Raw genomic sequence first — 26,597 nt, 5'->3', positions numbered from 1 at the left:
AAGGAGAGATGAAGTTTATGTTAAAAGTATGGGCTTCGATTATTACAGGAGCATTTTTGCTCGGGAGTGTACAAGCCGTACAGGCTGCTCCGCAAGATCAGTCCGCTCCCTTCGGAGGATTCGCCCCTAAATTGATTACCGGGGAAAGCTGGAGTGCGCCGCAAGGCGTATCGGGAGAGGAAAAAATCTGGAAGTATCTCGAATCCAAGCAGGAAAGCTTCCAGATCGGCAAAGCCGTCGATCTTAAAAAGCAGTTGAAAATCATCGGCCAAACGACCGACGAGAAAACAGGAACGACGCATTACCGTCTGCAGCAGCATGTGGGAGGCGTTCCCGTATACGGCGGCGTACAGACGATTCACGTCAACAAAGAAGGACAAGTCACTTCGCTGATCGGCAGCCTGCTTCCCGATCAACAGCAGCAAGTTTCGAAAAGCCTGAATTCGCAAATCAGCGAAGCGCAAGCTATCGCCGTTGCCCAGAAAGATACGGAAGCCGCCGTCGGCAAGCTGGGTGAACCGCAAAAGGCGCCAAAAGCGGATCTATACGTTTACTTGCACAAAGGTCAGCCGGTCCTCGCCTATGTGACGGAGGTTAACGTTCTCGAACCGGAGGCGATCCGCACGCGCTACTTTATCAGCGCCGATGACGGCAGCATTTTGTTCAAGTATGACATCCTCGCTCACGCGACGGGTACCGGAAAAGGTGTGCTCGGAGACACAAAAACATTTACGACCACCCAATCCGGCTCCAGCTATCAATTGAAGGATTCGACGCGCGGGCAAGGAATCGTCACTTACAGCGCAGGCAACCGGAGCTCCCTGCCGGGAACGCTGCTTACCAGTTCAAACAATATTTGGAACGACGGCGCGGCGGTCGATGCGCATGCCTACACCGGAAAAGTGTATGATTACTATAAAAACAAGTTCGGCCGCAACAGCATCGACGGCAACGGTTTCCAGCTTAAATCGACCGTGCACTACTCCAGCAGATACAACAACGCCTTCTGGAACGGCGTGCAAATGGTATACGGAGACGGTGACGGCGTAACCTTCATTCCGTTCTCCGCCGATCCGGACGTCATCGGCCACGAATTGACTCACGGCGTGACGGAGCATACGGCCGGTCTGGAGTACTATGGCGAGTCCGGGGCACTGAACGAATCGATCTCCGATATTTTCGGAAATGCGATCGATGGCAAAAACTGGCTGATCGGCGACTTGATCTATACGCCGAATACTCCAGGGGACGCGCTCCGTTCCATGGAGAACCCGAAACTCTTCAGACAGCCTGACCGCTATCAAGACCGCTACACCGGGCCTTCCGATAACGGCGGCGTGCATACGAACAGCGGCATCAACAACAAAGCCTTCTACCTAATCGCCCAAGGCGGCACGCACTATGGCGTAACCGTGAACGGGATCGGACGCAGTGCGGCTGAACAAATTTTCTATGACACCCTCACCCATTACCTGACTCCGACTTCGAACTTCTCGGCCATCCGCGGCGCTGCCATTCAAGCGGCAACCGACTTGTTCGGAGCGAATTCCGCCCAAGTGGACGCCGTTAAAAAAGCGTACACTGCCGTCGGCGTGAACTAATTCTAGCGCAAGCCAAAGGGGCTGCTCCCATTCGCACAAACGAATGAGGGCAGCCCCTTCCTTGATTCATTTTATTGATAAGCTATCGGATCGGCCGTTCCCGCTTCGTCGAAGCCTTTCAAGCGCAGCCGGCAGCTGTCGCAAACGCCGCATGCTTCCTCCTGCCCGTTGTAGCATGAGGTGGTCAAGTGATACGGTACGCCGAGCCGCATCCCTTCGCGAATAATCTCGGCTTTCGTCCAATGAATCAGCGGCGTTTCGATGCGGATCGGACCGCCTTCCACGCCGACGCGCGTCGCCAGCGCCATCACTTCCTCCACCTTCCGGATAAATTCCGGACGGCAGTCCGGGTATCCGCTGTAATCAAGCGCGTTGACGCCGATATAGATCGCTTCCGCTCCGATGGTTTCCGCGTAGGAAGTCGCGATTGAGAGGAACAGCAGATTACGGCCCGGTACATAAGTAACGGGAATATCCGAATCGACCGCACCGCTCTCGCCGGCCGGAGGTACCTCAATCGATTCGTCGGTCAAGGCGCTGCCCCCGAACTCTTTCAAAAAGCCGAGCGCAATTACCTTATGGCGGCTCGTTGTCTTATAGAATTCGGCCACCTGTCGCGCGTTCTCGATCTCGCGCCTCTGGCGCTGCCCGTAATCGAACGTGATCGGGTAAATGTCGTACCCGGCGTCCCGAGCCATCCCCATGCAGGTTGTGCTGTCCAGCCCTCCGCTCAAAATAACGACTGCTTTTTTCATCATTTACACCTTCATTCGCATGGTTATACCCCGCGGGCCGCAGGGTCCCAAATGATTTTATGCATCTGCATGTTCAGCTTCACCCGAGACAAGCCGTGCTCCAGCATCAAACCGACCAGCTTGGCTGGAGGCATCGTTTCCCAGACCGGGCTGAACAGCGGCAGCGCCCGGGTCGGGTACGCTTCGAGCAGCGCTTTGGCCGCATGAAAATCCCGCTCGCTCCCGATCACGAACTTCAACTCGTCCTGCGGGCGCAGCTTCGCCAGATTTGCCGTGATCATCCGTTCCTCTTCGCCGGAATCGGGCAGCTTGTAGTCCATAATGTACCGAACAATGGGCGATTCGATCCGCTCCAAAAAGGGCGTCAGATCGATGGCGCCGTTCGTTTCGATATGCAGATCGTCGTAGCGGCCGGTCGCAACCAGCGCCTCGATGAGTGCCGCGGATTTATCGCCGTACAGAAGCGGCTCGCCCCCGGTCAGACAGACGTGCCGCGAACGGTAACGTCCGGCTTCGGCTACAATCTCTTCGATCGTCATCGTAAATTCGGCCTCGGCCGGCGGATAGCTGTACTTCGTATCGCACCATGTGCAGCGCAGATTGCAGCCGAACAGCCTCACGAACACGGTCGGAAAACCAGCCCGCGTGCCCTCGCCTTCGACCGTCTCGAAAATTTCCACCATCGGCAGCCGGATCATGCCGGATCATCTCCCATCAAGCGCGCCGTGACGGCCGCATAGCTGGTCGGCGTCTCCCACAGGCGGACTTCCTCCAGCCGAACCGCCGGAAACAGCCCTTCGCTTTGCAGCGCGTCGCGAAGCTGCTCGTACATCCAGACGACCATATTTTCCGCGGTCGTATTCATCGGCGGCAGCGCCTCGTTCAAGTATCGGTGATCCAGCCGGTCGATGATGCGTTCTTTTGCGATTCGTTTGATATCCGCAAAATCGATCGTAATGCCCCGGTCGTCGACCTTGCCGCGCATCATAACCTGAAGTTTATACGTATGCCCATGCAGGCTTTTGCATTTGCCCTCGTAGCAATGCAAATGATGGGCGCTATCGAACGTAAATTCCTTGGAGACGAGTACTTCCCTGTCGTGGTATTTAAGCTCGCTGCGCTGAATGTCTTCGCCTAACGTTTGTACTTTTTTCGGAATTTCGTATGTCATTCTCGTTCACCTCTCCCAAAAGGACCAAACAATTATAGCATGCCGTCTTAGCTTCTCACAATATGGCGAAGCTTGTATAATGTAGGGATACCGACAGTCTAAAAGGAGTTCGACATGTCCTCTATGATCCGTTTGCCCGAAGCTTATATCCAACAAATGCAAATCCAGCTTCAAGAGAATGCCGAAGCGTTTCTGCGAAGCTATGAACAGCCCCGCACACAGGGCTTGCGAATGAATCCTGCCAAAATCGACCCGAGGAGCGGCGGCCCCATCCTGGAGCGTCTGCGCGACACGTTCGGGCTGGAGCCCGTCCCCTGGTGCGGGACAGGGTTCTATTACCGGGAAGAAACGAAACCCGGAAAGCATCCCTACCACGCGGCGGGGCTGTATTATATCCAAGAGCCGTCCGCCATGTCCGCCGTTGAGCTGCTGGACCCGCAGCCGGGGGACGTCGTTCTCGACCTCGCCGCCGCGCCGGGCGGGAAATCGACGCACATCGCCGGAAAGCTGGCTGGACAAGGGCTGCTGATCAGTAATGAAATTCACCCTGTCCGCGCCAAGAGCTTATCCGAAAATATCGAGCGGATGGGCGTAACGAACGCCGTCGTCGTCAGCGCTACGCCGCAGCAGCTTGCCGAGCGGTTCCCCTGCTTTTTCGATAAAATCATGGTCGACGCCCCCTGTTCGGGAGAAGGCATGTTCCGCAAAGACCCGGAGGCGATCGCCGAATGGTCACCCGCTCACGTCGAGATGTGCGCGGCGCGGCAGCTGGACATTCTGCAATCCGCGGTGACGATGCTGAAGCCGGGCGGACGGCTCGCCTATTCGACCTGCACGTTCAACGAGCAGGAGAACGAGCGCACCGTTCAAGAGTTGGTCCGCCAATATCCGCAGCTGCGGCTCGATCGGACGGAGCGGATTTGGCCGCACCTGCACCGCGGCGAGGGGCATTTTGTCGCCGTGCTGCACCTGGAAGGGGGACCGGATGAGCCGCATGAGGCCACGAAGGGCTCGGCACCCCCGCGTATGCGTCAGGCAGGCAAAGCGAAGCGCGGTGGCAGCCGGCCCGAAGAGGCAGCCATGCGGCTGTTCCAACGGTTCGCCGGGGAGTCGCTTGCTGCGGGATTCGAGCTTCCGCCGGGCGAGCCGGTCTTGTTCGGCGAGCAGCTCTACCTGCTGCCTGCACCAGCCGGCATCCCGTTCGGCAGCGCGATGCTTCAGGGGCTCAAGACGCTGCGCCCCGGCCTTCACCTTGCCGAGGTGAAGAAGGACCGCGCGGAGCCGGCCCATGCTTTGGCCCTTGCGCTGACCAATGCCGCCCAAGCCCGGCTTGCGGTCGAGCTGCCCGCGGGAAGCGGCGAAGCGGAACGCTACCTCCGTGGCGAGACCGTGGACGGACCTGAAGCCCGCAGTGGCTGGACGCTGGTCACGGTGGACGGCTTCCCGCTCGGCTGGGGCAAGCAATCGGGAACGCAGGTCAAAAACCATTATCCGAAAGGGCTGCGCCGGTAATTTCTCACCCTTTCTATGCACACCCTTGGCAAAAAAGCAGCATGCGATCGATTATGACCGCACGCTGCTTTTGGTATAAGAAAAGCCTACACTTTAAATTTCGCAACGGTTTCTTGAAGCTCTTCCGCCATTTTGCTCAGCAGCGCAGAGGAAGATGCGATTTCTTCCATAGAAGCAAGCTGCTCTTCCGTGCTTGCCGCCACTTGTTCAATGCACGCCGCGGTATCTTCGGAAATATGCGATACGGCATCGACGGCGTTCAAGACATTTTCGGAATTTGCGGCCATTCCTTGCGTCGCTTGCGAGACCTGGGCGATTTGAACGGCTACGCCGTCCAGCGAGCTCAGAATTTGTTCAAACGACCTACCTGCCATGTCCGCCTTAACCATTCCCTGCTCCACTTCGTGCGTCACCGTTTCCATATTGGCCGCAGTCATGTCCGTATCCTTTTGAATAGCGGCGATCAATTGCGAAATCTGCTTGGCCGAAGCGCTGGACTGCTCCGCCAATTTCTTGATTTCGGCGGCGACAACCGCAAAGCCTTTCCCCTGCTCTCCGGCCCTTGCGGCTTCGATGGAGGCATTAAGCGCCAGCAGGTTGGTCTGGGAAGCAATTTCCGCAATCACGGTTGTGAAGGATACAATTTGCTTGGAACGGTCCCCGAGCCCCGTCACATCGTCGGACAGCGTCTTCACTTTTTGCCCAATGGCATTCATTTGATCGATAACGGTCCGGATCGCGTCCGTGCCGTCTTGGGCCGTCTCTTGCGTATGCTGCGCCGAGTCGGAGACGGCGTCGGTATTATGGGAAATGGCCTGCAGTTGGGATGCCATATCGTTCATCTCCCGGTTCGTTTCGCCGATTTGCACCACTTGCTGCGCCGAGCCGTTGGCGATTTCTTGCACCGCCTGAGCGACCTGCTTGCCCGCTTCCGTAATTTGCTCGGAGCTGGCCGATAGCTGTTCGGCGGACGCGGCAAGCTGCATCGCATTGTCGTTGACTTTGTAGATCAAGGCTCGCAGCGACGAAGCCATTTTATTAAAGTTCGAGCTTAATGTTCCCAGTTCGTCGGCACGGGCGATCTCGATTTGTTTCGTCAAATCTCCTTCGCTGATCAACAGCGAAGCTTCGTTTATTTTCCGGAGCGGCTTCAGAATCGAGAAAATAATCGCAGCCACCATCAAAGAGCCGATCAATGTGGACAAAACCAGCACGATGAGCGTAGATTTCAAAATCGGAGAAGCCGCATCAGCAATTTCCGATTCATACATGGTGCCGCCGATTTTCCAGCCCGAAGACGAATTGGTGGAGAACACCATTTTCTTCAAAGCGCCGTCCATCGTGTACTGAAAATACCCCGTATCGGTTTTATACAAGTTGCTCGTCATCTCGCCCTCGGGCATTGGACTTCCGATTTCGCTGGTAGGATGATACACAAATTTCCGGTCCATATCCGAAATGAAAACAAACCCTTCCGTGCCAATGCTTACCGTTCGGGTGATTTCGGCAAGCTTTTTGGTCGAGATCGACATGGCTGCGACGCCCCGGCCGTCGGCCGTTTCTTTCGCAACCGTGAATACCAGATTCCCCGTAGCCGAGGAGATATAGGGAGAAGTGATGATGATCTTGCCCTTGTTTTCTACCGCCTGCTTAAACCAGGCGCGCTCGCGAGGATCGTAATCGGCGGCCATTTTGGTCGCGTCGGCGGAATCCATATACAAGCCGTTCTTGGTACCGACGAAAACCATATCGGCATCCTTTTCGATTTCTCGGTACATCAGAAGCTGGCGGCGCACCGAATCCTGCACCCCGATATTGGAGTTGTCCGCCGCTTTTACGGCGCTTAGATCGACAGTCCGTGACAAAGCGTCCACCTGCTGCATCTTGGACGCGAAAAAATCGTTCAATAAGGCATCGATCAGCTCGACGGCTTCCTTTGACGAGCTGACCATTTGGCTGTCCACGTTTTGCCTTGCCGTTTGATACGAGACATACGAGAGCAGCACCGTAGGAACAAGCAGTATGACCACAAAGGTGAAGATGAGTTTGTTTTTAATCGTAAAAAATACTTTGTCGTTCGTAAATCCTTTCCATTTGCTCCGAATTTGCAACCTGTCCATTTTTCTGCCCGCCCTTAGATGAAATTTATTAAATACTGGAACGATGTCCCATTATATTAATTCGACAGATGACAACGTATTTTTTAACGGTATTTTTTTACAATCGATGCATGGCGAGGTGAATGAATAAAGAACGAAAACAAAAGAAATAGCCTGTTGAGGGTTCTCAACAGGCTTGGGCTGTCCCGAAAGGACAGTCTATTTTTCACTCGCTTTGGCTTTGACGCGAAAGACCGAACAATGCGGCCCATATAATGACGAAGCCGACCAGTTGGTCCGGCGTAACGGCTTGTTGGAACACCAGCCAGTTGATTAGCAAGCCGACCGCCGGAAAAGACAGCTCGGCCAACGTTGCATAAGAAGCTTTTGTATCGGTCAATCCCCGGTAGTAGAGCAGTAGACTCAGCAGCCCCGGTATGAAAGCACCCATAACCAAATTAACGATCACCGCGCCCCAAGCGATTGAGTGCGCAGGCTGAACGAGCGCCATTCCCTGGCCCGCCGACAATGCCAGAAGCAGCGGCAGCGCCAGCAGGAAACGGAGGGCCGTCACCGTCTCGAATTTCATTTGTCCGAGCATCAGCCTGCCCATCACCGTCGAGCCGCCCCATAGCGCAGCCGCTCCGATGGAGAGCAATCCGCTCCAGGTCGCGATATCGCCCCAATGCCCGATCGGCGCCTTCCAGCCGAACGTCAGCAGATAGGTGCCAAGAAGCGCGAGAATCAAGAGCAGCGCAAAGCGTCGCGGCAAGCTTTCTTTCAGCACGATCCGGGCCAGAATGATCGCAAACAGCGGCTGCAGCTTTTGCAGCAGCAGCACGGCATTCGGATTGCCGTGAGCGAACGCGGACGTGAACAGGATCGTCGCCAGCGCCGAGCCGCCCCACGAGATGAACAGCAGAGCCATAAAATGGCGCAGCTTCAAGCCCCGCAGCTCCTGCCTGTGCAGCCAGACGACCGGCAAGGCGTAGACGAGCAGCAGCACGTGCTCGATCAAAACAATTTGCGTAGAAGTAAACGATTTAAGCAGCAGGATACGGAATAAAGGGTCGACGCCCCATAGCGCCGAGCCGAGCACAACAAGCCATAGTCCGCTCCGCATGTTTACTTTGGCCGTAGCAACACGGCCGCTTAACCCGACAGTCGAAACTCTGTCCATATTCAACAACCTCCCAAGGTGTTTGAACAGGACCCTTCGAAAAGAAGTCAGCCCCGCTATCAGTTAAGATAACGGGGCATATGCAAATAAGCTCACCATGAGCCGTTTTTTTGACAAAACGATTCAAACCGGTATGCCTACTTTGTGACCTTCTCCCATCCGGACTATACCGTCGGCCTTGGAATTGCACCAAGTCAGTCGTCTGTTCCGCTGCGGAAATCGACGAGTCGCGGGCTTGAGCTCTGTGCGAGCCTTCACCGCCGGTCGGGATTTTCACCCTGCCCCGAAGGTCCTAATTCAATTAGAAAGCATTTTATCATATGCTTTTCGCTTTCAGCAAGTCTTTTTTTGCAATTAATGGTCGTTTTCTGTTTCGAACAGCACTTCTTCGATCAGCCGGTTGTTGTGCATCATGGACAAGTTAAGCGCGGAGTAATCTTTCTCCTTGTCAAGCTCCTCCATCAGCAGGGTAGCAATAAGCTCCCGGTCGTCGGTGCTGCCGGGCTCGCGAAAATCGATAAAGCCGGTCAGTTGGCGCTCGCTGATATCCACCGTGGCCGTGCCGATCGGAAGACCGCCCCGGGACTGCTGATAAATTTCGTACGTCAGTACTCCCCTATCATCCCGGACGAGCATAACCGTATACGGCTTGTCTTCGTCGTCCCCGCTCCACAATACCTCGGAGTCGTCCTCCTCCGCCAGCAAATCCTCGTGGGTTAGCTGAATCACTTCGAAAATCTCGTTGTCGAAGCTCATTGCAATTTCGAAGCGGTCCACTTCGTCCTCGTCGAAATCGAGCACAAGCAGATCGGCCGCGATATCCAGCTCGGCTTCGGTCGGTTCGATCATCCAATAGACGGTGCCGGTCACTTCGCGGTCCTCGATTTGGAGAAATACCTCGGCGACAAAATCTTCGTCTTTATTGTAGAGATGGTATTCCAGTCCGTCCTCGTCTTCGCCGACCAGCACCAGTTCGAAATCCGCCATGGTGAAGTCGTTCCGCTCCCCAGGGGGCTCGTCTTCAAGACGCGTATCGTTATCGATCCAATCCGAGTCGTAATCGAAATCTTCTTCCGTCGAGACGATCCCGGCATAAGCAGACGCTTCCCGCTCCGAAGCGATCACATGGTCAAAGCTGCTGTAGGTGACCATTACCTCGCACCCTTTTGCCTGCAGAGCGTCCAGCAGGGAGTCCACATACCGGTGGACCGCATCGAACACTTCGTCTTTCTCCGCGTCGTCAAGCACTTCTTTCTCCAATTGGAGCGCGCCTGCAATTCGGTCGGATTCACGGAAGACGAGAGTTAACGTACCCACAAACCGATTTTTGAACATGATGTCGCTGACTTCGCCGCCCGCCGTCCTCAGATCCGGTCTTAAGCTGACATGCGTCATTCGGGTCCCCTCCAATTCAGGTTATGCACTCGCGTAGTGCGGAGTTTTCTACCCTCATAGCATGTCCTTCCCTGACGGAAAACTATGCGCGGAGCTCTCCCGAACGGAGCACGTAACGGCGCAGCGCTTCGTGCACGCCGTCGTCGTTATTGGACAGCGTGACAGCATCGGCGGCCTCTTTGACCGCATCCGGCGAATTGTCCATCGCGATCCCGAGCCCGGCAAACCGGATCATATCGATATCGTTGTAATAGTTGCCTATGGCAACGATGTTTTCGGGAGCAATATCCCATTGGGCGGCGAGCGCCTGCAGCGCACGGCCCTTGGACACTTCCTTCGACATCACGTCGACAAAGTGCACCCCGCTTCTCAGCGCATGAACGCTCGGAGGCAGCGATACTCGCGCCAAGTCCCGCTCGACCGCATCCATCTCTTCCTCCGAACCGAACATCGTAAGCTTCACGAGCGGAACGGTCATGCTCAGCACGTCCTCCACCCGTTCGGGAGAAACCATATATTTCTCGTACATCGCCGCTTCCCGCTCGCCTACCTTCTCGACGAACATATCCAGCGCGGTGTTCACGTCAAAATGCACATGCTGTTCGCGGCAGTAGCGGACGAGTTCCGCAAGCTCCTGCACCTCGAAGCCGAATTGATGCAGCAGCTTCGGACCCGGCGTCTCGACGGTCGCCGCCCCGTTATGCGTGATCAGCACGCCGGTAAGGCCCAGACGCTCCAGCACCGGGATCGCATTGGCCGGACCCCGGCCGGTGCACAATACGATCCGAGCCCCTGCTTCGTGCGCCGTGCGCAGCGTTTCCACCGTTTTGTCCGTTACTTCATAGTCGTCGTTCAAAAGCGTACCGTCCACGTCAAGCGCAATGATGCGATAGTTCATTTTTTCTCCGCTCCCTTGTACTTCTTCTCTCTATAGGCAGGTTGAAAAGCTATTCCCCATGGGCCAGCAAGCTTTGCCGCTCTGCATCCGTCAATTCCCGCGACTGCCCGAGCGGCAGCGCCCGGTCCAGCTTCAGCGGTCCCATGGACAGCCGTTTCAGATAGGTCACTTGCTTGCCGACGGCTTGAAACATGCGTTTCACTTGATGAAACTTACCTTCATGTATGGTCAATTCGATGCGGGACAGCTCGCCCGCTTCGGGGCGGCCGCAGTGCAGCACGATCAATTCGGCCGGCATCGTCACATAGCCGTCATCGAGTGTGACGCCGCGCGCGAACGCGTCAATGTCGCTTTGGTCAACGGCACCGTTCACTTCGGCATAATACATTTTCGGAACATGCTTTCGCGGCGACAGCAGGTTGTGCGCCAGCTTGCCGTCGTTCGTCAGCAACAGCAGCCCTTCGGTGTCTTTGTCCAGCCGCCCGACCGGGAATACGTCAAAATGCGAATACTGCTCGTCCAGCAGATCGAGCACGGTCCGATCCCTCGTATCTTCCGTCGCGGACACGACGCCTTGCGGCTTATGCAGCATCAAGTAAACGAATTCGCGGTAAACCACCGGCTCTCCGTCAACCGTAATGCGATCCCGCTCGGGATTCACCTGCATTCCGCTGTCCTTTGCCGTTTTGCCGTCGACGCTGACGACGCCGCGTTTCACGATCTGTTTGATTTCGCTGCGGGTGCCGTAGCCGGTATGAGCCAGCAGCTTGTCCAGCCGTAGCGTTGCTTTCATCTTATGTCCACCTCCAACCGGGGGGATATTCGTTCTTCAGCATCCCGTCCTGCGCTTTCGCCCAGCCGACGGGATACCCGTCCATGCACACGAGGGCATATCCTTTGGCGGGAACGCCGTCCGCTGCGGTACGAAGCTCGCCTGGAGCGAGCTCCAGCGTCTCGCCCTTCAAATACCGCACGGCCCGCGGATCGTCGGCCGTGAACGTCACCGTGCGCAGCGCCTCCTCCGCGCGCAGGCCCATCGCCAGCGCGTGCGAAGGCGTGAAGCGCTGCTTGGTTACGCTGCCGAGGTACCATCCGGGGCGGATGACCCGGATGCCGTCCAGCGGCGGCAGCCCCGCCGGCGCGGCGTACACGTGCTCGCCGCGGCATTCGAGCTCGGCCGCGCCGTACGGCGCCGCGGCCAGCTGCTCTGCCGCGAAGCGGGCCAGCGCCTCGCGCGGGTCCGCGGCAGCGCCCCGCGCCGGTGCGCGCCCTGCGCTGGCAGCTCCGCGGCGGGCCGGCTTCGAGGCCCGCCCCGGGCGGTCGCCGGGCGCAGGCCCCGCCGCCGCCAAGGGCGCGGGCTCGCCGCGGCGGCGCAGTGCGGCCGCGAAGTGGCCCTCGCCCGCGAGCCGGTGCGGCCACAGGCGCGCGGTGCCGGCCGTTTCGGCCCCGCGGGCGTAGCGCCCGCCGAGCCAGTCCGGCCGGCCGGGCGCCCAGCCGCCGAAGGCGGGGGCCGGCTCGACCGCAAACGCCGGATGCTCGTCCAGAAACGCGGCGATCATCGCCTCGTTCTCCTCTGGCGAGAACGTACAGGTCGAGTAGACCATCAAGCCGCCCGGCTTCAGCATTCGGGCCGCCTGTTTCAGCAGCGTCCGCTGCATCTCGGCATACTTCGCAGGCCAGTCCGGCCGCCAGACTTTGGCCATATCCTCTTCCTTGCGGAACATGCCTTCGCCCGAGCAGGGCGCATCGATCAGAATCTTATCAAAGTAGCCGGCAAAGGCTCCTTCCAGCTTCGCCGGATCTTCGTTCAGCACGACGGCGTTGCGTACGCCGCTCAGCTCAATATTTTTCACAAGCGCCTTCACCCGGTCCGGATGCACGTCGTTCGCTACGATCAGCCCGGTTCCTTGCAGCTTAGCCGCAAGCTGCGTCGTTTTTCCGCCCGGCGCGGCGCATAAATCCAACACCCTTTCGCCGGGACGGACGTCAAGCAGCTCGGCCGGAGCCATCGCGCTCGGCTCTTGAATGTAATACAGCCCCGCATGGTAATGCGGATGCTTCCCCGGCCGCCCGTCTCCTTCCCGGTAGTAAAAGCCGGTTGCCGCCCAGGGGACCGGCTTGAGCTCCAGGCGGGTCAAGCCGCGAAACTGCTCTTCAGACAGTTTGAGCGTATTGACGCGCAGGCCATAAAGCCGTTCCTCCCCATAAGACGCCAGAAAGGCCGAATATTCGGCCTCCAGCAAGCCTTTCATTTTTTGTTTAAATGCTTCCGGCAGCATCGGCTCCGTCATTGTCGTCACTCGTTTCAGTTAATCTGGAAGAAAAAGATTTTATCGCCATCCGCCGCCTTGAGGTACCGTGACATCCAATGCCCGTTCAACCACGCGAACTCTTGATTATCCCAATTGTACTTTTTATAATTCAGCGCTGCAACGACCAGATCGGGCCGCGTGAGCGAACTGACGAACACCCGCTTGCTCGGCTCGTCGGCGAACAAGACGAGGTCCTCCTCCGGCAGCACCATCGGCTGTTTCGTCTTCCACTTCGCCCTATAATACGTCCGGTCCTGCATATTGACGAATACTTGCTCCGCAGGCGTATCGCTTCCGCCGTCCGTCAGGACGCTGCCGAACGCCATGTCCTTCAGCTCCCACCCGTCCGGTACCTCCACCTGCTGGAGCGGCTGCATCGTTCCCGTCTTCAGATCCCCGAGCAGCCAAGCCGTTGTTTTCTTGACCACAGCCGAGGTTCCGTTCGGTGCGGCTGCCCGCTCCAATTGAAATTGATGCAGCAGCACCGTTTTCCGCTCCTCGTTGTAGCCTCCGAATTCCAGATGTTCCTTCGAGCCTTTCGGCAGGCTGAACCGCTTGAGCGGATTGGCTTTCAGATCGGCAAGCTGTACGCCAGACGAGGCAAGCAGCGTTCGTTTATCCCCTGCCAGCGCCAGTTCGGGCTTCCGGTCATAGGTCCAATTATAATAAATGAGCTTCCGCCCCGCATCCATTCCCGCGTCCACAAATCCCGGTTCGGCCGCGAACGGCTGCCTGGCTCCTCCGGTATTCCAATCGATCCACCATAGATCGCTTTGAAAACGGCCGGCGGCATAGAGCCCTACGCCCGCTTCCGGTGCCAGCAGAAAGGTTTCCCCGGCACGTACGGCTTCGGAGGCGGGAACGATCCGCGCCTGCGCTCCGGTTTTCAAATCGTAGCTTGCGATCCCGCTTCGCTCGTCACGGACCAGTAGATGCCGCTTATCCGGGGCAAGCTTGGCTTCGAGCACCGCCGGGGCGGGCCGCCCGTTCGATTCATGGCGGTACAGCTCCAGAAGCGGCGTCGACGTACGCTGCTTCATTGAGAAGCGGTTGACGTAATACACGAGCTCGCTTCCCTCGTTTTTCACGGTCGTGTATACAAACTCGTCTTTATTCATAAACCCGCACAATCGGGTCGAACGCCGGATCACATCTTCGTCCGTCCCCGTGATCTGGGCAATCGGCGCGCTCTCGGCGGACTCGCTTTGCGGGGCCATCCACAGCGCATCGATCCGGGAGCCGCTTCCGTTATCGCCTGTTTTGCTCCGCTGGACCAAGTATACCATCGTGACGCCGTCCGGTGCCGCAACCTGCTCCAGCACCCGTCCTTGCTTTACGGTTGCCATAAATCCTTTGTTTATTTTGGATCTCTCGACCTCCAGCGCCGGAAAGCCGGACGCGGAATCCTGAGCGTGATAAGCATCCGGATCGGAGATCACTTTGGCCTTTTCCCCGGACGGTTCGGTCTGAGTTGGCGGAACCGAAGGCTCCACAGCCCCGGCGTTCCAGAACATAGCGCCCCATACCAACCCGCCTAGCAGCAGCACGCCGCCCACTCCGAGAAATATGGCGTTTTCCCGCTTGCCAAGAACTTTGATGATGCGTTTCATAGTGTAACGTTCCCCCGCCATTCTCTTGGACGTCCCTAGTCTACCCATGTATTCCACGCCAATGTCGAAATTCCTTCAATTTTATTGTATGATAGAAGGAGGAAACTTTGCATAAGTAACGAATGTTTTTAGAGTAACCATTTATCTCGGTAGGAAGAGGGGAATCATGAAAAAGTTAGGTATCTTTTTAGCTATTATCGTCGTTCTGTTCGGAGCTCTTTATTTTGTCAATCAACAATCCAATCAGGCGAAATTCGGAAAGTACGCGAACAACGTATACGGCATTGCGCCGGACAAGCTGAATCCGGCCACACTGGCGCTTCTGGACGATCCGAACTACCAAAACATCATTTTGCCTGACGCGCTCGACAAGAAAATCGCAGCACAGGAAGACTTCTACCTGTATTATTTCGGCTCGACGTGCCCGCACTGCAAGGTGACAACGCCTGTGCTTATGCCGGTCGCCAAGGATTTCAACATTGACGTCAAGCAGTTCAATCTTGAAGAGTTCAAGGACGGATGGCAAAAATACAACATAGAAGCAACCCCGACCCTGATTTATTACAAAGGCGGCAAAGAAGTCGAGCGTCTCGTCGGCGAACAAAAAGCCGAAACGTTCAAAGCCTTTTTCGAAAAGCATAAAAAATAATCCTGCCGGCTGTCGGTGGACGCCCAAGGATACGACGAAGCAGCGGATTGCGGTCCGCTGTTTCTTTTATTTCATCTTTTTTCAAAGGAGCTGTACGGGCCCCTATGCAACCTAAACAAGCATTGCTGACCGGAAAATATATGTTGACTGCAGTCATCATTGTGCTGCTGTCGACTCTGATCTTTGTTAAGTTCGCACACGATTTACAGGAAAATCAACTGGAGCGTTTTGACCGGACCTACATCGATTGGATTCAATCGCATATCAGTCCTAAGCTGACCGTATGGATGAAGGGGATTACTTTGTTCGGAGCGTTTCAGACATTATTTGTCCTTCTGCCCGTTAGCGTATCTCTGATGGTGTGGCAAAAGAAGAAATGGGAAGCTCTTTTTTTCGTGGTAGCCGTCACCGGCGGCATGCTGTTCAATCAGCTTTTAAAGCAAATTTTCGAACGGGAACGGCCTACGTTGCGCCGTATCGTCGAAGAGGTGGGCTACAGCTTCCCGAGCGGACATTCTATGGCGTCGATCGTCTTCTACGGTATGCTGGCCATGCTCTTCTTGATGTTCGTCAAATCTCCTGTTCTGAAGCTGCTGCTCGCCGTAACGGCCGGTTGTCTGATCATCATGATCGGCGTAAGCCGCATTTACTTGGGGGTTCATTATCCGAGCGACGTTGCCGCCGGATTTGCCGCCGGGGCGGCGTGGCTTACCGTCTGCGGAGTCGGGCTGCAAGCCGTACTCGTTTCGCGCCGGTCCTAAGTCTGGCACCGCCGACCGCATTCCGGGTTAATCCTCTTCATGCGGCTCCGGCGGATTCAGCCTCAGCTCTTCTACCAATGCTTCCAGCTCGGCATCCAGAATGAGGATGTCCAGATCGTAGAAAGCAAACGGCTGCTCCTCCGCAAGGGCCAGCTTGTCTAAATACAGCCGGCTGTTGTCGCGAAGCCGGCCCAGGTCGATCCCAAGCGCATCCTCCGGGTAATTGTCCAATTTGTCCAAGGCCGCGGTAAACAGCTTGATCGACCCGCTCGTATTGCCGTTGCGGTAATGGTAAAGGCCCACTGCCACCTGCAGCAGGCCTTGGTACAACGGATGTCTGCCTTCCTCGAGCCAAAGCTCCTCCATCACTTCGTGACATTCGAAATAGTCGCGCGCCACGTTGAAATAATACACGAACTCGACATATAAACGATCGTATGACTTCGTCACCGTCTCGCCTCCGTTTCGATCGCCTCCAGCGGAGGCCCGGCATTCATCGGACTTTTAGGCCAATGAATTTTTCTTCGCCCGGTTCACCGCCTGATCCACCTCGTTCGACAGCTTCTTCAGCAGCCAGACATCGTCCGTATCCCAGAGCTCGTTGAAGCGCATCTGAAACTGTGCGGCTTCCCGTACCCGCAGATGGAAATACAGCTCCTGAATGCCGTTCAGCACCTTGGCCACGATGCTCGATTTGTCCTCGAACAGCTTCTGTGCCTCGACGATCTCTTCGCGGATGCTGCTCATCTCCTGATCGAGCTGGTAAGCGGCTTCCGCCGCCCGGCTGAGCCGTGCGACGACATCCTCCGGCAAGCTTTCCCGGTATTTATAGTTCAGCGAATGCTCAATCGTCGCCCAGAAATTCATGGCCAGCGTCCGCAGCTGAATCTCGGCCAGCACGCGCTTCATGCCGAGCGCCGTCTGGACCCGATATTCCACAATCATATGGTAGCTGCGGTAACCGCTCGGCTTCTTATTGGCAATATAATCTTTCTCGTATAATAGCGTCATATCTTCCCGAGCACGGATCAACTCGGCCAACCGTTCGATATCCTCAACGAATTGACACATAATCCGAATGCCCGCAATATCTTCGATTCCGGTCTCGAGCTGATCCATCGGAACGCTCAGCCGTTTGGCTTTTTCCAAAATGCTGGAAGTCCTCTTGACCCGGCCGGTTACGAATTCGATAGGCGAATATTCATCCCGGCTTTTGAGCTCCGCGCGTAATGTCTTGAATTTGACTTTCAATTCCTCGACCGCCTGTTCGTAAGGCAGTAGAAATTTTTTCCAATCGCGTCCGTCCATTCCGTCGACCTCCAAATCTTTCTTGCCTTAGTGCCCCGATCCGATCGCCTCCGATATATGCGTAAATCCATCCTGTCGCAGCAATGTGCGAAGTCCGCGGTTAATGCGCCGCAGCACGTCCGGCCCTTCGTAGATCAAGCCGGTGTATACTTCGACCAGACTGGCTCCCGCCCGAATCTTCGCATAGGCGTCCTCGGCCGTAAAAATGCCTCCCGATCCGATAATCGGAAGCTTCCCGTCCGTTAAACGGTATACGGTTCGAATCAGCTCGGTGGAGCGCTCCGTCAGCGGACGGCCGCTTAATCCGCCCGTTTCTCCCCGGTTCGCATGGCGCAGACCGTCTCTAGCGATCGTTGTATTGGACGCGATGATGCCGGAGACATTGCTCCGTACAATCGTTTCGACCATATACTCGATTTCCTGTTGCTCCAGATCGGGCGCAATCTTCACCAGTACCGGCTTCTCAAGTCCGCCGAAGCGGGCATGCTGTTTGCGGATCTCGTCCTTCACGGCCGCGAGCAGACGCGACAGATCGTCCCCATGCTGCAGATTGCGCAAATCCGGCGTGTTCGGCGAGCTGATATTAACGACGAAAAAGTCTCCGTACCCATATAGCGCTTGAATGCAGGCGCGGTAATCGTCTTCCGCCTGCTCGTTGGGCGTCGTTTTATTTTTTCCGATATTGATGGCAAGCGGAATCGTGCGCTGGCCTTGATTGCGCAAATTTCGCTTCATGCCTTCGATTCCGACATTGTTGAACCCCATCCGGTTGATAAGTGCCTCGTCCTCCGGGAGCCGGAACAGCCGCGGCAGCTCATTGCCGGCTTGCGGCTTCGGCGTCACCGTGCCGACTTCCATAAAGCCGAAGCCGATGTTCGAAAATCCCGGGATCGCTTTCGCATTCTTGTCCAACCCTGCCGCCAAACCGACCGGATTCGGAAACCGGATTCCCCATAGCTCGCTCTCCAGCTCCGGATACGCCCGAACGCCCCACATCGCGCGAAGCAGACTCCGTCCGCCAGGCAGCTTGGCAAACGTATGCAATCCGTCGATAATGAGATGATGCGCCTTCTCCGGGTCCATCCCGAACAGCACCGGCTTTGCGATTTTTTTGTAAAGCATGCTTCTGTCCTCTCCCCGCACGTGTCTCTTCGTTAGTCTCTTTTGACAGTTTAGCGCTTTACGAAACAAAAATAAAGGGGACAAGTCACAAAATCCATACAACTTAAAACAATACATTATGTTAAAATATGCTTAATCCAAACAAAAAGGCAGGGCTGAGGTCTATGCAAAAAAAGAAAATATCCCCCTATGCGCAGCGGAAAACAAAGGATGAGCCTAATAAGAAGCTGATCGTATGGGCCAGTTCCATCTTCGGCGCCCTCATTCTCGGCATGATTGTTCTGCTTATTTTCAATCATTAAGGCTTGTTAGCGCTTTCCATCCTCTCGCACAAGAGCTTGGTCTTCTGACAAAGGCTATGGTGTGAACTAAAAAAATCCCCTGCAGGGTAGGTTGAATATATTCCGAAAGAGTTTACGTCCGCCTTTGAAGCCCGAAAAGATACCGCAATTACAAATCAACATTTTTGGGTTTCAAGAGCGGCTGTAGGAATATATTCAACCGAAGAACTAGAGGGATTTTTCCCGGTTGTTCACCAAAGCCGACTTGGACGACCAAGCTCCTAATTCAACCAGTTGTACTTCTTCCCCGGATTCGTATCCACGCTTTGCGGCGGCACCCCATACGGTGCGGGGCTGCGCGATTCCTCCTTGGACAGCGCGCCCTTGCCGATCGTCACGCTCGTTCCGAGCGGCACCAGATCGAACAGTTCCTCCACATCCTCCTTAGCCATACGGATGCAGCCTAGCGACTCGTCCTTGCCGATACTGGACGGCCGGTTCGTTCCGTGAATCGCATAATTCGTATCGGACAGCGTCATCCCCCGGCTCCCGAACTCCCCGTTCGACTTCCCGTTCGGATTGCGCACCTTTTCCGAGATGACGAAGCTGCCCTCCGGTGTCCGGTCCGCTCCCAAGCCTACCGGATAATTGCGGACGACGATGTTGCCGCTGACGACCGACAGCCGGTGAGCCTGCTTATCGACAATAATCCGCATCGGTTCGGTTAACGGCTTGGTCAAACTGCCTTGTCCCGTTCCGGGCTGCACGGGATTTCCGTCGACGACCGCAGGCTGCGCCCCGGCTTGCTTGAGCCATGCGCCCAGCTCCGCAGCCAAGGCCTCCTTGTCCCGGTCGAACGTTTCCTTCATGTAGATAGTCAGCCCCGGCAGTACGTTGTTCGGATACGCTTCCGTCAGCTGCGAAGCCTGCGTCGGGGCTTGCCCCGTACGCCGGATATGCGCCGCAACGGCAGAGCGCAGCACGAGATCCTGCTCCTGCTTCGTCATCCAAGCGGCTACAATGCCATCCGCCTTCTGCGGATCGCTTGGCTGGCAGCTGCAAGCAGCCGCATCATGATAATTGATCTGCTGCTGCGCCGCATTTGCTTTCGCTTCGACGGAAAGCAGCGTCTCCGGCTTCTTCAGCCAGCTGATCCAAGCGGTCCCGGCCAACGGGACTCCCCGAGCCAAAATTGCGTAGCTGCTAATTCTTTCCCGCAGAAGCATCTCTTGCAGCGCCGCGCCGACATTCTGTTGAGTTTTCTCGCCGGCCAGATAATACACTTTCGTTTCCTGCAGCTCGGAGGACGTCACCCCTTCCGGTAACACGATGACCGGAGTGCGGGCGCTTTCTTCCGTCTTCTCCAATATACGCCCCAGCTCCGGGGCAAACAATACACCGGCAAACGCGAGCAGACCGACGGCCATCAGACGAGCGAGCCGCTTCCGTCTATCTTTTTGACGTTCCGTTCCCCAGCGATGGATCGGTTCGATTTCTTCAGGAGGCAGAGCCACCTTCTGATTCTCATACGCTTCATAGACTTCCCCGGCCTGCGCGTAACAGTACAGCGCTTTTCCCTTTTTCCCCTGCGCTTCATAGTCGCGTCCGAGCAAGTACCACGCCATTTTATTGTTCGGATGCTCTTTGACATATTTTTTTAAATAAAACGGATCCTGTTTGAAAAAGAGCTGAAGCTGTTCTTCCGAATCCTTCGAATCTTTCGGTTTCACGGGACGCCCCTCTCTTTCCGCCTTCCTGCAAACTATATCGGCGCGAGAAGCGCTTTTCTTAATACTCTTGCATCGCTTGCCGCGTCCTTTCTTCCGGTGTAAACCTAATCGAAAAGACCTATTCCGAGAAGTGCAGCCCTAAGAGCTTTTCTCGGAACAGGTCTTATTTTGTCGTGATTCCCTATTACTTTGACTTTTTCGTTTTGCTGCGCAGAATCGCTGTACGTGTCGCCTCGTCCCACTGAACGTCCATGCCGATTTCTTCGGCAAAGAAACGTACCGGTACGAAGGTGAGATTTTGCGAAATAAACGGCTCGACATCCGTCGACTTGACGGTTGCTTCCTGTCCGGCTGCCGTCCGCTTGATCCCGGTCTTTCCGATATACAGCTCGATCGTCTCGCCGTCCTTGGCGAGCTGCACGGCCCGGGCCGCATCGTCGAACGTCACTTTATAACCAAGCGCTTCCGTAATCGCCCGGATCGGAACCATCGTTCTTCCGTTGACGATCTCCGGCTGGGCCTCAAACGCGATCTGCTGCCGGTCCACGACGACTTTGACGGCGCCATCCTTCGGAAGACTGTCGGGCAACCGATACATACTTACTTCGCGAAGCTTGTTGTTGTAGGCGTCGGCTACCAGTATCGATCCGTCGGCACGAACGGCAACATCCATCGGGCGGTGCAGCGCAGCGCTTCCTTCAATACCGTCGGCATTTCCGGTTGTGCGGCCCGATGCCCCGGCAATGGTGCTGACTTGCCCGTCCCGCAAGTAACGAATCGCATGGTTCTGGCTGTCGGCAATGAGAAGCCCGCCTTCCTCCGTCAAGGCAAGGCCCATCGGAAAGTTAAATCTCGCATTCGATGCGCTCCCGTCAGCGAAGTCGCCCGGAACGTGCAGCTCTTTATTCGCTGCCGCCTGACCTCCGCCCGCCAGCGTCGTTACCTTCCCCTGCTGCAAATCGATATATCGAATGCGCTGGTTCCCGGAATCGCTTACGATCAAATTTCCTTTGGCGTCCAGCACAAGAGCGGTCGGCTCGTTAAATTTGGCGCTTCTCAAATCTCCGTCGGCAAAATCCCCTGCGGGCGATACTTGTCCGGGGAACAATTCTACGACGCGGGACGACAAGGCGTTCAGCGTCTTGACTTCGCCCGAAGGCGAGATGCTTCGGATCGCATGATTGAGCGAATCCGCCACGTACAAAGTACCGTCGGCTGCGACGGCCACATCTGTCGGACGATAGAACAAAGCATCCTTCCCTTTGCCGTCCTTTCTTCCGAGCAGCCCGCTGCCGGCGATGGTGCTGACCTGACCGGCGGTATCGATTTTACGGATCGCATGGTTTCCCGAATCGGCTACGTATACGTTGCCGATGGCATCGGCTGCAAGTCCTTGAGGTTCGTTAAACAGCGAGGCATCGCTCTTCCCGTCCAATAGTGCGCCGACAGGGAAGCCTTTGCCGTCCTGCTTATAAGCTGCCCCGGCGAAGGTGCTGACCGTCCCCTGCGATAGTTTGCGGATCCGTTGGTTTCGGGAATCTGAAACCAGCACCGTACCGTCCTTCCATACGGCCAATCCTCCCGGCATCCGGAAGGAAGCGGACTCGCCCGCTCCGTCCGCGCTCCCCAAGCCGCCGTTTCCGGCCAATGTCGTCATCTCCGTTAGCGGCTGTCCGTTCTCGCCCCGCAAGGCGTCCTTCGACCAAGCGGCGGCTTGCGCGCCCGATGCGCCAATCATGGCGGACATTAGAAGCGACACGGTGATTCGTTTCGTTGCTTTCTTCATAGCTTGCTCCTTCCCGTACCCCGCACCTTACTTCGTGCCGACGCTAATCGATTGAATGTCTCTGCTTTCGTATACCGTATTCCCTTGTTTGTCAATGATTTTGATATAGCCCAGATCAACTTTGGCGGAACCGGCGGCCGAATCGACAACCGATAAAGGTACGTTTACGAGCAAGGTATCTCCGCTTAGTTGAATAGGCTTTATTGCGCCGGAGCCCTGCGTTTCAAAGGCGGTCGCCGCATAAATCAATTCGTTCTTGGAGGCGTCGCTTACTTGGCGAAGCGTCTCTGCCGTTTGAGAGCCATAGAATACGGTGCCCGGAACGGAAGTCAGGTCTGCCGGACCTCTGTAGTCCAACGCCGCCTTATCATATAGCAGATGCGCTTCGACGGAATAGAACGGCTCAGCAAGTGTAAAGCCTTTCATCGTCAACGCCAAGTTGAGCTTCCCGTCCTTGATGCCGCCGACTTGCGCCAAACCTACTCCCAAAATATGAATCGGCGGAATCGAAACCGGTACGCTTGCTGCGGATTCGCGGAAAGCTTGCGCCGTTAAATTGTAAGTTCCGGGCTGCAGCGCCCGAAGCGTAACGGTGACCTCGTTATCTCCCAGTCCGTCTGCTCGTCCGACTTCTTCCGTGCCGTTCAGCACACGGACGGTTGTCCCTGCGGCGGCTTTCAATTTAATTTGCACCGGATTCCGCACCGTCACTTCCGCTGTCGGGCTGATCAGCACGGGAACGGAAGGACGGTCGTCCGAGGAGCCGCCGCCACTGTCGCTCCCGGAATCGGCTGGAGGCGAAGTCGGACGGGAGGACGAATCGGGCGCAGGCTGATTGGCGTTTTTCCGTTGACTCTCCTCAAATTTTTTCTTTTCGTCCGCACTAAGCGTACTCGTATATTGATCCGTTGCCTTTTGATCCGCTTCTGCAACGGCTTTTCGGTTCTGATCCTGTATTCGCTGCCTTTCGGCTTCAATACGATCCAGCAAGGACGCAAGCTTTGCCTGATTATCGCGCAGCTCCCTTTGCTCCTGCTCATATGCGGTATTTTTCTGCCCCGCCTGTTTCTTTAACTGCTCTACTTCCGGGTCAATGCCTGCATTTTTATCTATGGCAGGAGGATTATGAATATCAAGCTTTCTCGAGGGATCGCCAATGCTCGCATTGGCTTCGTCTACAGCTTTTTGAGTCAGTTTTCCTGCGTCAACGGCCGATTTGGCCAACAGAGACAGGAACCGGTCGAAATTGGTTGTGACGGCTTCCAGATCTGCCGGCGTACTGATTTTCAATATTGAACGCCCGTCCGGTTTTCCTTCGCCCTTATCCAGATTTTCCTTAAGCTGCGCTTTAATTTTATCTTGTTCTTTTTGGATGTTCCCGATATTCTTGATAAAGCTTTCAAGCACTTTTTTATCCAGAACCTCGACCAAAGCTTTGGGATCTGCATATTCCGCCCGGGTCCTCGGCTCGTTATTCCACCCGAAGGAATCGAGCCTCACTTGCTGAGCCGGGTACACCGACACGCTTTCCGTCTGCTTACGATCCGCAGCGGAATCAGCTTCCGAAGCGGAGACGATTCCCGCCGCCACGGCCATCGTCGTTTCCCCCGTCTTCCAATTGACGGACGTCATAAAGTTCGTTCCCCTGACCCCCATAACCGCCGTCGGCGTCTCGACCTCGAATTCCTCCTCCGAACCGACCAGCGACTTGACTTTCGCCCATAAACTGCCTGCCCAAGATTTCACCTTGGTTTTCTTGCCGCCGTTTTTTTCAACTAAATCGGATATGTACACCTCGGAATTTTCGCCGATCGTAATCTCGTCCTCGCGGTCCACAACCCGCAGCACGACCGAGGAGGACGGACCGGTTACGATCGAATCGCCCTGATTCAAATTCAAGTCCTGATACACCGCGTAGGACCGCGAGCCGCCCGATTTCTTATACGTTGCCTCTCCCGTTACTTCAACGACAGCCGCCGACCGGGATGATTTGGCATTCGCCGGGCTTGCGAGAACTAAAGCGGCTACTCCTTGAAACAGCATAGCGAAAACAAGCACCCAAGCCAAAGCCGGCTTCCGCTTCCGTCTATTGATCCGCACTGCGTTCGCCACAACAAAACCCCTCTCCGGAATCCAAAAATCTATTCATATTGTAAAGTGAGAAACGGCATTATTCAACGAATTTCGTCAAATGAACGTCTTTCATCCCCAGCACCTCAAAGAGCTTGAGCGGAACGCTCTTGCCTTTCATTAACTTCTCCCCGGCAAATTGATAATCGAAAGCATGTTTCGTCAGCTCGTACGTCGCTTCGGACACCAGGATCTGATTCGGCTCCGTATTGGACTCGATGCGGGCGGCCGTATTCACGTTATCGCCAATCGCGGTATAGTCGACCCGCAAATAAGACCCGATATTGCCGACCACGACATCGCCGGTGTTGATGCCGATGCCTACGCTGATCGAGACGCCGTATTTCTCCAGCACCTCGGTACGCACCTTCTCCATCCCCTTTTGAATTTCATAGGCGGTTTTGACCGCATAATACGGATGATCGGGCACGTCCAGCGGGGCATTATACAAGATCATCGCCGCATCCCCGATAAATTTGTCGATCGTGCCGCGGTTTTCGAGGGCCCGCTCCGTGATTAAGTTAAACATCATATTCAAGAAGTCGACCACTTCTTCGGGCTTCAGCTTCTCGGATAGCGGGGTAAACCCGCGGACGTCGAGGAACATAACGGTAAGTTCCTTGCTGATTCCCCCGAGCTGAATTTCCTGCTCGCTGCTCGCAATCTCTTTGACGAGGTCGGGAGAAATATAGCGTCCGAACTGCTTGGTAATGTAATTTTTTTGCTTCGTCTCAAAATAGGTTTTCATGGACAAATTCCCAAAATAAGAGAGTATCCCGCAAGCCACCGCATCGACAATGTCCAGATACTTCGAGTAGGCCGCGAAATACTCGTATTGTCCGACGAACAGAAGAACGACGACCACCAGCGTAAAAACCGCTCCGCTAATGGCCCGCAGCCGCCAAGTCACCCACCCGAGCAGCAGAACGACCAGAAGCGTAAGCGCAAAATCGATCCGCTTGTCTACAGGCAGCACGACCTGCTGCTTTAAGATCTGATTTAAAATATTCGCATGCGCATATACCAGATGCATATGCTTCTCCACCGGGGTAACGCCCTCGTCCGAGCCTGGAGCCGTATAGCCGATAAGCACAAGCCGGTCTTTGAACGTCTGAAGCGGCACGCCGCCCTTCAGCACCTTGGCGAACGGAATCGTTTCGAAATCGAATTCCTTTGCATCCCAGCGGATCAGCATTTCCGACTTGGGACGGCCGTCCAATAAAGGCAGGTTCAGATACCGGCTTACATCGACTCCGGCAAGCTGTGCCATCGCAAGCCCAAACGACGGATATACCCCTTGAGGCGAATCGATCTGCATCCAGTTGGAGCGAATGACGCCATCGCTATCGTACGCCGCATTGATATGCGATTTTCCAACCGACTGCCGGAAGGCCAGGATCGGTTCCGTTATCGAGCGGGCGGTCAGCAGCTCCCCTGCCTTCACCTTCATCGACCGGTCGAATTTATTTTCCAGGTTCGCATGGGATGGAATGACGATGTTGTTGTGTTTGGCCAATTCGTCGGCCAGCGCGCGGTCGCTTTCCGGCTTGTCGCTTTCGGAGTACAACTCGATATCGAAGCCGATCGCTTTGACGCCAGCGCTTTCAAGCTGTTTGATCAGCTCCGCGTATACTTTACGGTCCCACGGGTAAGGCCCTACTTCCCGAATGGAGTCGGAGTCGATGCCGATGACGACAATATCCTCGTGCGGGGCCTGAGTCATGGTTTGCTCCACGTTAAAGTCGTATAAACTGTCGGATAATACCTTAAGCGCCCCGGTCGTCAAAAGCACGATGCACAGCAGCAAGATAACCCCATTGCCCGCTGCGATAACGCCGGACTTGCTCCACCCCTTTTTCATGAAAAGGCCCCCTGTTTTTCTCGCAGTTTCCGCTATTCATCTTACCATAAAATTCCGAACCGAAGTTATCTATTTCAAACTTATGCCATAATAAAAAAGCCCGCCTCCGCTAGGGAAACAGGCTCTTTGCTATGAAGCTATAGGTATTCGGAGTATTAGTTAAAAGGAGCGTCTGCGACTTTGATGGAATCTGTAGGGCAGCCGTCCTGAGCATCCTGCAGATCATCGTACAGATCTTCCGGAATTTCGGTTACGCCTTTGTTGCCGTCTGCTTCGTAAATTACTTCTGCAAGACCCTCATCGTCGTAGTCGTAAATGTCCGGTGCCGTTGCTCCACAGGCACCGCAAGCGATACAGGTTTCTTTATCCACCCAAGTGTATTTTGCCATGTCTAATCTTCCTCCCTTGATTGTGTAACCACATCCTAAAATATAAT

The 26,597-nt window shown here is 55.6% G+C and carries 23 protein-coding genes and 1 riboswitch; of the genes, 5 read left to right on the top strand and 18 right to left on the bottom strand.

Features of this window, described 5'->3' with window-relative positions:
• The first annotated feature begins 17 nt into the window (after positions 1-17).
• Entirely contained in the window at positions 18-1,601 is a 1,584-nt protein-coding gene (locus NI000_RS19745; protein ID WP_253413154.1) for a M4 family metallopeptidase, read from the top strand.
• A 71-nt stretch (positions 1,602-1,672) separates the two neighbouring features.
• On the opposite strand, the gene queC is transcribed toward NI000_RS19745, so the two are convergent.
• From queC to queD, 3 genes are read right to left on the bottom strand one after another with little or no spacing between them, the layout of a single operon-like run.
• The gene (queC, locus tag NI000_RS19740; RefSeq protein ID WP_253413153.1) at positions 1,673-2,356 is read right to left on the bottom strand and encodes a 7-cyano-7-deazaguanine synthase QueC; all 684 of its coding nucleotides are present in this window, start codon (positions 2,354-2,356) and stop codon (positions 1,673-1,675) included.
• A gap of 23 nt (positions 2,357-2,379) precedes the next feature.
• Positions 2,380-3,054, bottom strand: a complete 675-nt coding sequence (locus NI000_RS19735; protein WP_253413152.1) for a 7-carboxy-7-deazaguanine synthase QueE — start codon at positions 3,052-3,054, stop codon at positions 2,380-2,382.
• Positions 3,051-3,527 (bottom strand): 6-carboxytetrahydropterin synthase QueD, encoded by a 477-nt coding sequence (queD, locus tag NI000_RS19730; protein ID WP_253413151.1) that lies wholly within the window; start codon positions 3,525-3,527, stop codon positions 3,051-3,053. Before queD ends, NI000_RS19735 begins: the two co-directional genes overlap by 4 nt.
• 123 nt (positions 3,528-3,650) lie before the next feature.
• Between queD and NI000_RS19725 the strand changes: the two genes are divergently transcribed.
• Positions 3,651-5,039 carry an RsmB/NOP family class I SAM-dependent RNA methyltransferase gene (locus tag NI000_RS19725; RefSeq protein WP_253413173.1) on the top strand — a complete coding sequence of 463 codons (1,389 nt, stop codon included), beginning with the start codon at positions 3,651-3,653 and terminating at the stop codon, positions 5,037-5,039.
• 86 nt (positions 5,040-5,125) lie between these two features.
• Here the strand turns inward: NI000_RS19725 and NI000_RS19720 are convergent, their stop codons facing one another.
• The 7 genes from NI000_RS19720 to NI000_RS19690 form a co-directional block, all read right to left on the bottom strand.
• Positions 5,126-7,159: a methyl-accepting chemotaxis protein gene (locus NI000_RS19720; RefSeq protein WP_253413150.1), complete on the bottom strand. Its 2,034-nt coding sequence runs from the start codon at positions 7,157-7,159 to the stop codon at positions 5,126-5,128.
• Between the two features lie 205 nt (positions 7,160-7,364).
• Positions 7,365-8,318: a DMT family transporter gene (locus NI000_RS19715; protein ID WP_253413149.1), complete on the bottom strand. Its 954-nt coding sequence runs from the start codon at positions 8,316-8,318 to the stop codon at positions 7,365-7,367.
• Positions 8,319-8,461: 143 nt separating this feature from the next.
• Positions 8,462-8,613: riboswitch (FMN riboswitch) on the bottom strand.
• 59 nt (positions 8,614-8,672) lie between these two features.
• Complete coding sequence (locus tag NI000_RS19710) at positions 8,673-9,713, bottom strand: hypothetical protein (protein WP_253413148.1); 1,041 nt, start codon at positions 9,711-9,713, stop codon at positions 8,673-8,675.
• Between the two features lie 82 nt (positions 9,714-9,795).
• Positions 9,796-10,611, bottom strand: a complete 816-nt coding sequence (locus tag NI000_RS19705; protein ID WP_253413147.1) for a Cof-type HAD-IIB family hydrolase — start codon at positions 10,609-10,611, stop codon at positions 9,796-9,798.
• 49 nt (positions 10,612-10,660) lie between these two features.
• Complete coding sequence (locus NI000_RS19700; protein ID WP_253413146.1) at positions 10,661-11,404, bottom strand: pseudouridine synthase; 744 nt, start codon at positions 11,402-11,404, stop codon at positions 10,661-10,663.
• A 1-nt stretch (position 11,405) separates the two neighbouring features.
• Positions 11,406-12,902, bottom strand: coding sequence for an RsmB/NOP family class I SAM-dependent RNA methyltransferase (locus NI000_RS19695; RefSeq protein ID WP_253413145.1), 1,497 nt, complete (start codon positions 12,900-12,902; stop codon positions 11,406-11,408).
• A 14-nt stretch (positions 12,903-12,916) separates the two neighbouring features.
• Entirely contained in the window at positions 12,917-14,533 is a 1,617-nt protein-coding gene (locus tag NI000_RS19690) for a hypothetical protein (protein ID WP_253413144.1), read from the bottom strand.
• Positions 14,534-14,699: 166 nt separating this feature from the next.
• Here NI000_RS19690 and NI000_RS19685 point away from each other — a divergent pair, with 166 nt between their 5' ends.
• Both NI000_RS19685 and NI000_RS19680 read left to right on the top strand, forming a co-directional pair.
• Entirely contained in the window at positions 14,700-15,182 is a 483-nt protein-coding gene (locus NI000_RS19685; RefSeq protein WP_108530043.1) for a thioredoxin family protein, read from the top strand.
• A 104-nt stretch (positions 15,183-15,286) separates the two neighbouring features.
• The gene (locus NI000_RS19680; RefSeq protein WP_253413143.1) at positions 15,287-15,943 is read left to right on the top strand and encodes a phosphatase PAP2 family protein; all 657 of its coding nucleotides are present in this window, start codon (positions 15,287-15,289) and stop codon (positions 15,941-15,943) included.
• A gap of 27 nt (positions 15,944-15,970) precedes the next feature.
• On the opposite strand, the gene NI000_RS19675 is transcribed toward NI000_RS19680, so the two are convergent.
• Genes NI000_RS19675 through NI000_RS19665 form a run of 3 tightly spaced genes read right to left on the bottom strand, consistent with a single transcriptional unit; the run spans position 15,971 to position 18,373 of the window.
• The gene (locus tag NI000_RS19675; protein WP_253413142.1) at positions 15,971-16,393 is read right to left on the bottom strand and encodes a DUF309 domain-containing protein; all 423 of its coding nucleotides are present in this window, start codon (positions 16,391-16,393) and stop codon (positions 15,971-15,973) included.
• A 54-nt stretch (positions 16,394-16,447) separates the two neighbouring features.
• A complete protein-coding gene (locus NI000_RS19670) occupies positions 16,448-17,251 on the bottom strand; it encodes a GTP pyrophosphokinase (protein ID WP_253413141.1) in 804 nt (267 codons plus the stop codon).
• Positions 17,252-17,278: 27 nt separating this feature from the next.
• On the bottom strand, positions 17,279-18,373 hold the full coding sequence (locus tag NI000_RS19665; RefSeq protein WP_253413140.1) for a quinone-dependent dihydroorotate dehydrogenase: 1,095 nt from the start codon (positions 18,371-18,373) through the stop codon (positions 17,279-17,281).
• A gap of 164 nt (positions 18,374-18,537) precedes the next feature.
• Here NI000_RS19665 and NI000_RS19660 point away from each other — a divergent pair, with 164 nt between their 5' ends.
• Positions 18,538-18,675 carry a hypothetical protein gene (locus tag NI000_RS19660; protein ID WP_253413139.1) on the top strand — a complete coding sequence of 46 codons (138 nt, stop codon included), beginning with the start codon at positions 18,538-18,540 and terminating at the stop codon, positions 18,673-18,675.
• A gap of 260 nt (positions 18,676-18,935) precedes the next feature.
• Here NI000_RS19660 and NI000_RS36975 read toward each other — a convergent pair whose 3' ends face one another.
• The 5 genes from NI000_RS36975 to NI000_RS19635 form a co-directional block, all read right to left on the bottom strand.
• On the bottom strand, positions 18,936-20,384 hold the full coding sequence (locus NI000_RS36975; protein WP_309247915.1) for a L,D-transpeptidase family protein: 1,449 nt from the start codon (positions 20,382-20,384) through the stop codon (positions 18,936-18,938).
• 184 nt (positions 20,385-20,568) lie between these two features.
• Positions 20,569-22,170: a stalk domain-containing protein gene (locus NI000_RS19650; protein WP_253413138.1), complete on the bottom strand. Its 1,602-nt coding sequence runs from the start codon at positions 22,168-22,170 to the stop codon at positions 20,569-20,571.
• Positions 22,171-22,197: 27 nt separating this feature from the next.
• Positions 22,198-24,282 carry a FecR domain-containing protein gene (locus NI000_RS19645; RefSeq protein ID WP_253413137.1) on the bottom strand — a complete coding sequence of 695 codons (2,085 nt, stop codon included), beginning with the start codon at positions 24,280-24,282 and terminating at the stop codon, positions 22,198-22,200.
• Positions 24,283-24,340: 58 nt separating this feature from the next.
• Positions 24,341-26,161, bottom strand: a complete 1,821-nt coding sequence (locus NI000_RS19640; protein WP_253413136.1) for an adenylate/guanylate cyclase domain-containing protein — start codon at positions 26,159-26,161, stop codon at positions 24,341-24,343.
• Between the two features lie 155 nt (positions 26,162-26,316).
• Positions 26,317-26,550: a ferredoxin gene (locus NI000_RS19635; protein ID WP_010491381.1), complete on the bottom strand. Its 234-nt coding sequence runs from the start codon at positions 26,548-26,550 to the stop codon at positions 26,317-26,319.
• Between the last annotated feature and the right edge of the window lie 47 nt (positions 26,551-26,597).

The sequence above is a fragment of the Paenibacillus tyrphae genome (assembly GCF_024158745.1).
Lineage (GTDB): Bacteria > Bacillota > Bacilli > Paenibacillales > NBRC-103111 > Paenibacillus_G > Paenibacillus_G tyrfis_A.
This window is presented reverse-complemented; position numbering and strand designations above follow the sequence as displayed.